This is a genomic window from Planococcus sp. RAB007_Raresut, from assembly GCF_057369535.1.
The window spans coordinates 47,635-55,406 of record NZ_JBXYIF010000009.1 but is presented as its reverse complement, the minus strand read 5'-3'; the positions used below and the strand labels follow the sequence as shown (position 1 = coordinate 55,406).

At 42.2% G+C, this 7,772-nt stretch carries 7 protein-coding genes; all 7 read left to right on the top strand.

Annotated features, from left to right (window positions below; all coding sequences use genetic code 11):
• Nucleotides 1-185 precede the first annotated feature (185 nt).
• Entirely contained in the window at nucleotides 186-431 is a 246-nt protein-coding gene (locus AC2Q9J_RS16550; RefSeq protein WP_499041657.1) for a hypothetical protein, read from the top strand.
• Nucleotides 432-578: 147 nt separating this feature from the next.
• Nucleotides 579-1,046: a CtsR family transcriptional regulator gene (locus AC2Q9J_RS16545; RefSeq protein WP_499041655.1), complete on the top strand. Its 468-nt coding sequence runs from the start codon at nucleotides 579-581 to the stop codon at nucleotides 1,044-1,046.
• A 14-nt stretch (nucleotides 1,047-1,060) separates the two neighbouring features.
• Entirely contained in the window at nucleotides 1,061-1,594 is a 534-nt protein-coding gene (locus tag AC2Q9J_RS16540) for a UvrB/UvrC motif-containing protein (RefSeq protein ID WP_499041653.1), read from the top strand.
• Nucleotides 1,584-2,684, top strand: a complete 1,101-nt coding sequence (gene mcsB / locus AC2Q9J_RS16535; protein ID WP_499041651.1) for a protein-arginine kinase McsB — start codon at nucleotides 1,584-1,586, stop codon at nucleotides 2,682-2,684. The genes AC2Q9J_RS16540 and mcsB overlap by 11 nt, the downstream gene beginning before the upstream one ends.
• The gene (locus tag AC2Q9J_RS16530) at nucleotides 2,681-5,119 is read left to right on the top strand and encodes an ATP-dependent Clp protease ATP-binding subunit (RefSeq protein ID WP_499041649.1); all 2,439 of its coding nucleotides are present in this window, start codon (nucleotides 2,681-2,683) and stop codon (nucleotides 5,117-5,119) included. Before mcsB ends, AC2Q9J_RS16530 begins: the two co-directional genes overlap by 4 nt.
• A 66-nt stretch (nucleotides 5,120-5,185) precedes the next feature.
• Nucleotides 5,186-6,562 carry a DNA repair protein RadA gene (gene radA / locus AC2Q9J_RS16525; protein ID WP_499041647.1) on the top strand — a complete coding sequence of 459 codons (1,377 nt, stop codon included), beginning with the start codon at nucleotides 5,186-5,188 and terminating at the stop codon, nucleotides 6,560-6,562.
• A 94-nt stretch (nucleotides 6,563-6,656) separates the two neighbouring features.
• The gene (locus tag AC2Q9J_RS16520; protein ID WP_499041646.1) at nucleotides 6,657-7,754 is read left to right on the top strand and encodes a PIN/TRAM domain-containing protein; all 1,098 of its coding nucleotides are present in this window, start codon (nucleotides 6,657-6,659) and stop codon (nucleotides 7,752-7,754) included.
• Nucleotides 7,755-7,772 lie beyond the last annotated feature (18 nt).

Below are 7,772 nucleotides of genomic sequence, written 5' to 3'. Positions count from 1 at the left end.
TGCGCCGATGGTAGTTGGGGGATCTCCCCCTGTGAGAGTAGGACGCCGCTGGGCACAAAAGAAAGGTCGTTACCGCGTAAGCGGTAGCGGCCTTTTTTGTTAACGGAAAAGTTTTTTCTTGGCTTCAAACATTATAAAAGATTAAAAAGCTTAAGAATGGGAAAATTAAAGTAGAGGTGGTAAATATGAAAGCAGGTATATATAAAGTAGAAACTATTGATAAAAGAACAGTACTATTAACGCCTGTAGAAGAAGGAAAAGAACAATATACATTTCCTTTAAATGAATTTACTCATGACGTTTCAGCAGGAGATATTGTGAAAATTTGGTTAGAAGGGACTCAATGGAAAACTAAATATCTTGAGGAGGAAACTAAATCTATTAAGAGTCACTTAAAAGATTTTAAAAAAAGAATATTTGATGAAGAGTAACTTAAAATCCAGGAATATATTATTCCGGGATTTTTTATTATTTGTTCAGTACTTACTATTTGAATTCTATAAAAAACTTGCGTTATAATTAAGTCAAATATAGTCAAAGTCAACTTTGAATGAAACAGAAGTAAAGGGGTGAATGCGATGCGGAACATTTCTGATGTAATTGAAGGGTATTTGAAGCAGGTTATCGAATTAAGCGAAAGAGAATATATTGAAATTAAAAGAAGCGAAGTAGCGGAAAAATTTCAATGTGTTCCTTCCCAAATTAACTATGTAATTAACACCAGGTTTACCCCGGAAAGAGGTTATATAGTTGAAAGTAAGAGAGGTGGCGGCGGCTATATTCGAATTAAACGTATACGCCTTCACCAGAAGTCAGATTTAATTAGCGGAGTCATTCAACATTTAGAGAATGGCGCTACTCAAAGCATGGCTGAAGATATTGTTTTTCGTCTACTAGACGAAGATATTATAACCAAGCGGGAAGCAAAGATGATTTTAAGTGCTATCGACCGATCAACACTCCTTTTAGGTCTGCCTTTGAGAGATGAAGTCAGAGCACGCATTTTAATAGCCATGTTGTTCACAATTCAATTTCAGTCGAATTAATGAGGAGTGGTACGATGATTTGCAATCAATGCGGTGAACGTCCTGCATCCGTATTAGTTAAACAAAAAAGAAATGGCCAGTTTACAGAGAGGCATTTATGCCATGTTTGTGCAGCGGAGAATCACAACTTAAACTTAGCATTTGAGCAAGATCCATTAGCCATTCACCAATTACTTTCAAATTGGTTTCCAGTACAATCTCCAGCAGTAAGTCAAGTGCAAAAAGAAGTTTCAGTATGTCCCACATGTGGATTTACTTTTAATAATTTTTTGAAGTTAGGTAAATTTGGATGTGCAACTTGTTACGAGACTTTTGAATCTAATCTCGAGGAAATTTTCAAACGTCTGCATAATGGAAATAAAGAACATGCAGGCAAAATTCCAGCCTCTTATGGCAGCACCTTAAAGATAAAGAAAGAAATTGAAGAATTAAGAAAGCAATTAAAAGTTTCGATAGAAGCAGAAGAATTTGAAGAAGCAGCAAAGTTGCGTGATAAGGTACGAGAGTTGAACAAAGAGCTCGAAGGGAGTGCTAATCATGGCGATTGATCGTTTTTTGGAACCTAAAGCGAGCAGTTGGATGGCTAATGAAGGTGAAAATACCGATATAGCCATGAGCACTAGAATTAGATTAGCACGAAATATTAACGAATTTAAATTTCCTTATGCTTTTACAGAAGATGAAGCTTTAAAAGTCGATAAGGCAGTCTCTTCTGTTTTATTGGATAAAGGAAAAGATTTGAATCAGGAATTCACTCACATTGATATCCATGAGGTTTCTTCGTTACATCGTGAGTTATTGGTGGAAAAGCATTTAATCAGTCCTCATTTGGCGTCAGGCGTACATTCAGGATCGGTTATGCTTTCAAAGAACGAAGAACTCAGTATTATGATAAATGAAGAAGATCATTTGCGTATTCAAAGTTTGCAGTCAGGTTTCCATTTGCAAGAAGCCTATAAAATAGCTAATCAATTGGATTCATTGCTTGAAGAAAATTTGCAATACGCATTTCATGAGAAGTTCGGGTACTTGACCAGCTGTCCTACAAATACTGGTACTGGAATGAGAGCTTCAGTGATGCTGCATTTGCCTGCTTTGACAATGTCGCAGCAGATTACTCGCATTATTCCTGCTATTTCACGCTTAGGAATGGTTGTGAGGGGTATCTATGGAGAAGGAAGCGAAGCTTTGGGGAACGTTTATCAAATTTCCAACCAATTAACTCTTGGCAAATCCGAATATGAAATTCTACAGGATTTGCAGAATATGACTGAGCAGATTATCGAACAGGAGCGACGGGCTCGAGAGGCAATTTTAAACAATTCGCCATTGAAACTTGAAGACCGTATTTACCGCTCTCTCGGTATTCTTACGTATTCGAGGTTGCTGACGACTGAAGAGGCGGCTAAATGTCTTTCTGATGTGCGTTTGGGTATAGACTTAAAATTAATAGAGAATATTGATATGTCTATCCTTAATGAATTGATGATTTTTATGCAGCCAGCTTTTCTGCAGCATTATTCGGAGAAGCCATTGTCGCCGAATGAACGGGATATCGCCCGGGCGAAGCTTTTTCGGGAACGTTTGAAAGAAGAATACAAAATTAACGTAGATAAAGAAGGAGAGGATTCTATATGATGTTCAATAGATTTACACAAAGAGCACAGAAGGTTCTTCAACTGGCTCAAGAAGAAGCAATTCGCATGAAACATGAATCCATTGGAACAGAACATATTTTACTTGGTTTAATTCGTGAAGGCGGCGGTATTGCAGCCAAAGCTTTAGAAGCGATTGAAGTTAATACGCAATTGATCGAAGAAGGTGTTACAGAACTTGTAGGCATCGGCGAAAAAGATGTCGGTCCGATTGTGCATTATACACCGAGAGCGAAAAAAGTTATCGAACTGTCAGTTGATGAATCCAGAAAACTGGGTCATTCCTATATTGGCACAGAGCATTTGCTGTTAGCGCTTATTCGTGAAGGAGAAGGCGTGGCTGCACGTGTGCTTGGTAATGCTGGTGTCAGCTTGAATAAAGCCCGTCAACAAGTATTGCAATTGCTTGGCAGCAACGAACAGGCTTCTACAGGAAGCAGCCCGAATGCATCGGCCAATACACCGACTTTGGACGGCCTAGCCCGTGATTTGACACAAGTTGCACGCGAAGGCAGCTTGGATCCGGTAATCGGCAGAAGCGATGAGATTACACGTGTAATCGAAGTATTGAGCCGCCGTACGAAAAATAATCCAGTGTTAATTGGTGAGCCAGGGGTTGGTAAAACAGCCATCGCAGAAGGTTTGGCCCAGCAGATCGTGAATAATGAAATCCCTGAAACTTTACGAGATAAACGCGTAATGGTTCTGGATATGGGTACCGTAGTTGCCGGAACAAAATACCGCGGTGAGTTTGAAGACCGTTTGAAAAAAGTTATGGATGAAATTCGTCAAGCAGGAAATGTAATCCTATTCATTGATGAACTCCATACACTGATTGGTGCAGGTGGAGCTGAAGGTGCGATTGATGCTTCGAATATCCTTAAACCGGCATTGGCGAGAGGCGAACTTCAATGTATCGGTGCAACCACTTTAGATGAGTACCGCAAGTATATTGAAAAAGATGCGGCTCTTGAAAGACGTTTCCAGCCAATTCAAGTGGATGAGCCTTCAGTAGAGGAATCTATCCAAATTATTAAAGGTCTACGTGATCGTTACGAAGCTCATCACCGTGTGAAAATAACGGATGAGGCAATTGATGCAGCGGCGAAAATGTCTGACCGTTATATTTCTGACCGGTTCCTTCCGGACAAAGCTATTGATTTAATTGATGAGGCAGGTTCGAAAGTGAGACTTCGTTCTTACACTACTCCGCCGGATCTTAAAGAGATGGAAGAGAAACTTGAAGCTGCGCGTTCTGAGAAAAATGAAGCAGTGCAAAGCCAGGAGTTTGAAAAAGCGGCTTCTCTTCGTGATGCAGAACAAAAATTAAAAGATCAATTGGATAAAACGAAAAAAGAATGGAAAGAAAAACAAGGTAAAGAAGAGTCTGAAGTGACTGTCGAAGATATTGCGAAAGTTGTATCCATGTGGACAGGCATTCCAGTATCGAAACTGGCTCAGACTGAATCGGATAAATTATTGAATTTGGAAGAAATTCTTCATGGCCGTGTCATTGGCCAAAACGAAGCAGTCACTTCCATTTCAAAAGCAATCAGACGTGCTCGTGCAGGGTTGAAAGATCCTAAACGTCCAATCGGTTCATTTATCTTCCTTGGACCTACAGGAGTAGGTAAAACGGAATTAGCGCGTGCCTTGGCTGAATCAATGTTTGGAGACGAAGATGCGATGATCCGCATTGATATGTCCGAATACATGGAAAGACATTCGACTTCTCGTCTTGTTGGTTCACCTCCAGGCTATGTCGGTTATGACGAAGGCGGTCAGCTGACTGAAAAAGTCCGCAGAAAACCGTATTCTGTCATTCTGTTGGATGAGATTGAAAAAGCGCATCCGGATGTATTCAATATTCTCTTGCAGGTATTGGAAGATGGGCGTTTAACGGATTCAAAAGGCCGTCGTGTCGATTTCCGTAATACAGTCATCATTATGACGTCGAACGTCGGTGCAGAAGAATTGAAATACAATAAATACGTTGGTTTCAATTTGGATGATGCGAAAACAGATTATAAGGATATGAAATCGAAAATGCTTGCGGAATTGAAGAAAGCATTCCGTCCTGAGTTCCTTAACCGTATTGACGACATGATTGTATTCCACTCTCTTGAAAAAGAGAACTTGCGTGAAATCGTGACATTGATGACGAAGCAATTGGCTGATCGTCTTCAGGAGCAGGACATTAACCTAGAGTTGACAGAAGCTGCTTTGGATAAAATCGCTAAAGAAGGTTATGATCCGGAGTACGGGGCTCGTCCTCTTCGCCGGTCACTGCAAAAACACGTTGAAGACCGCTTGTCTGAAGAACTTCTGAAAGGAACGGCTTTAGCAGGACAACGTATCATCTTTGATGTGGAGAATGATGAATTTGTCGTTCGGACAAATGAACCTGTGAAGAAATAAGCAATAAGATATTCCGCTCGCCGGAGATTTCTCTGGCGAGCGGTTTTTCATTAGAAGGAGGAGCACATGGCCAAGAAGAAATCGAAATTCGTATGCCAGTCTTGTGGATATGAAGCGGCAAAATGGATGGGGAAATGTCCGAATTGCGGAGAATGGAATCAAATGACCGAAGAAATCGAAGTGGCTGTTCCGAAGGGGACAAGAAACGCTTTCCAGCATACGGCAGCGGCTCCGCAGAAAGCGACGCCCATCAATTCGATCGAGACTAAAGAAGAACCGCGCGTTACGACTGAGCTCAGTGAGCTGAACCGTGTACTTGGCGGGGGAATTGTGCCCGGCTCACTCGTGTTGATCGGCGGAGATCCAGGTATCGGGAAATCGACATTGCTTTTGCAAGTATCTGCGATGCTGGCTAACAGCGGCAGCAAAGTACTCTACATTTCCGGTGAGGAATCCATCCGCCAGACTAAACTACGGGCAGAGCGTCTCGACGCTTCCTCTTCCGATTTATATATTTATGCAGAGACTAATCTTGAATTGATCAACCATACAATCGATGAAGTGAATCCTGACTTCGTTATCGTCGATTCGATTCAGACGGTCCATCATCCTGAAGTTACATCGGCTCCCGGCAGTGTTACGCAAGTCCGTGAGAGTACAGCGGAATTGATGCGCATCGCCAAGACGAAGAATATTGCCATTTTCCTCGTTGGGCATGTGACGAAGGAAGGGCAGATAGCCGGGCCGCGAATTCTTGAACATATGGTGGATACAGTTCTTTATTTTGAAGGGGAGCGCCATCATACGTACCGGATTTTGCGCAGTGTCAAAAACCGTTTTGGTTCAACGAATGAAATCGCGATTTTTGAAATGCTGCAAAGCGGGTTAAAAGAAGTTTTGAATCCATCTGAATTATTTCTTCAAGAACGATCCAGCGGGGCGGCCGGATCGACAGTCGTTGCTTCGATGGAAGGAACGCGTCCGATTCTGGTGGAAATTCAGGCGCTTGTTACACCGTCGAGTTTCAATTATCCGAAACGGATGGCGACAGGTCTGGACCAAAATAGGGTTTCTCTATTGATGGCAGTACTGGAAAAGCGGATGGGCATGTTGCTTCAGGCACAGGACGCTTATATCAAAGTGGCGGGCGGAGTCAAATTGGATGAGCCGGCCATCGATTTAGCTGTACTGGCAAGTATAGTATCCAGCTATCGTGATGTTGCACCGAACGGTTTTGACTGTATTATTGGTGAAGTCGGGCTGACGGGCGAAGTACGACGCGTTTCACGGATTGAACAACGAGTACAGGAAGCGGCAAAGCTTGGTTTTAAACGAGCAATTGTTCCAAAATCCAATATCGGCGGCTGGGATTTCCCGGAAGGCATCCGCGTAGTTGGTGTAGAAACTGTGAATGACGCATTAAAAGAAATTTTCCCACAGTAGGAGGCCATGGCCTCCTCTATTTTTTTAGCTATATAGGGTCTAAACAGCGTTTTATAAATGATATGTGTATAATTGAAAAGAAGGAGGTGGAAATATGTTAAAAAGAATTATTCAGGTTTTATTTTTATTGATCGGTGCTACTGTCGGAATTATATTCTTACCTTATGTTTTTGAACTCATACCTATGATCGACAACCCTTGGATCAATAATGCAATAGTTTCTGCTCTTGTGGGAGCTATTATATTTTTCTTATTATCATTGTTGTTTGCGGATTCACTGGTGCGATTTATGAAGTGGATGGAAGAAAAACTTCTTCATGCGCCGACGCCGGATCTGCTGTTTGGAACAGTGGGACTGATTATCGGATTGATCGTCGCATTCCTTATCGGATTTGCTTTGAGTACAATTGATATTCCGCTTGTCGCGACTGCCGCTCCAATTATCCTGTCGGTGGTTCTCGGTTATCTTGGATTCCAGGTCGGATTCCAGAAGCGTGACGAGATGTTGAGCATGCTGACGCCATCCAAGCTTTCTTTGACTGCCAAGAAGAACGAAGAGGACGAGGAATTAAAGACGTTGCCGGTGAATAAAACAAATTACAAATTATTGGACACAAGCGTCATCATTGATGGGCGGATTGCCGATATTTCAGCCACAGGCTTCATGGAAGGCACATTTGTTGTGCCGCAATTCGTGTTATCCGAACTGCAGCATATTGCGGATTCTTCAGATACGTTGAAGCGGACAAGAGGGCGCCGTGGACTCGATATCTTAAAACGGCTGCAAAGTGAACGCGAAGGCGCCATCATGATTACGGAAGAAAGTTTTGATGAAGTGGCGGAAGTGGATTTGAAACTTATGCGTGCAGCCAAGAAAATGGGCGGCCAGGTCGTAACGAATGATTTTAATTTGAATAAAGTCTGTGAACTGCATAACGTGCCTGTCTTGAATATCAATGATTTGGCCAATGCTGTAAAGCCCGTGGTTATACCGGGTGAAGATATGCATGTCGTCGTGATTAAAGACGGTAAAGAACAGAATCAAGGCGTCGCTTATTTGGATGACGGCACGATGATCGTCATTGAAGACGGCAAGAAATACATTGGTGACGCAATCGATGTAACGGTTACAAGTGTGCTGCAAACTTCTGCGGGACGTATGATTTTTGCTAAGCCACGGGGCGCTAAATGATGGATAAAAGGATGTAAG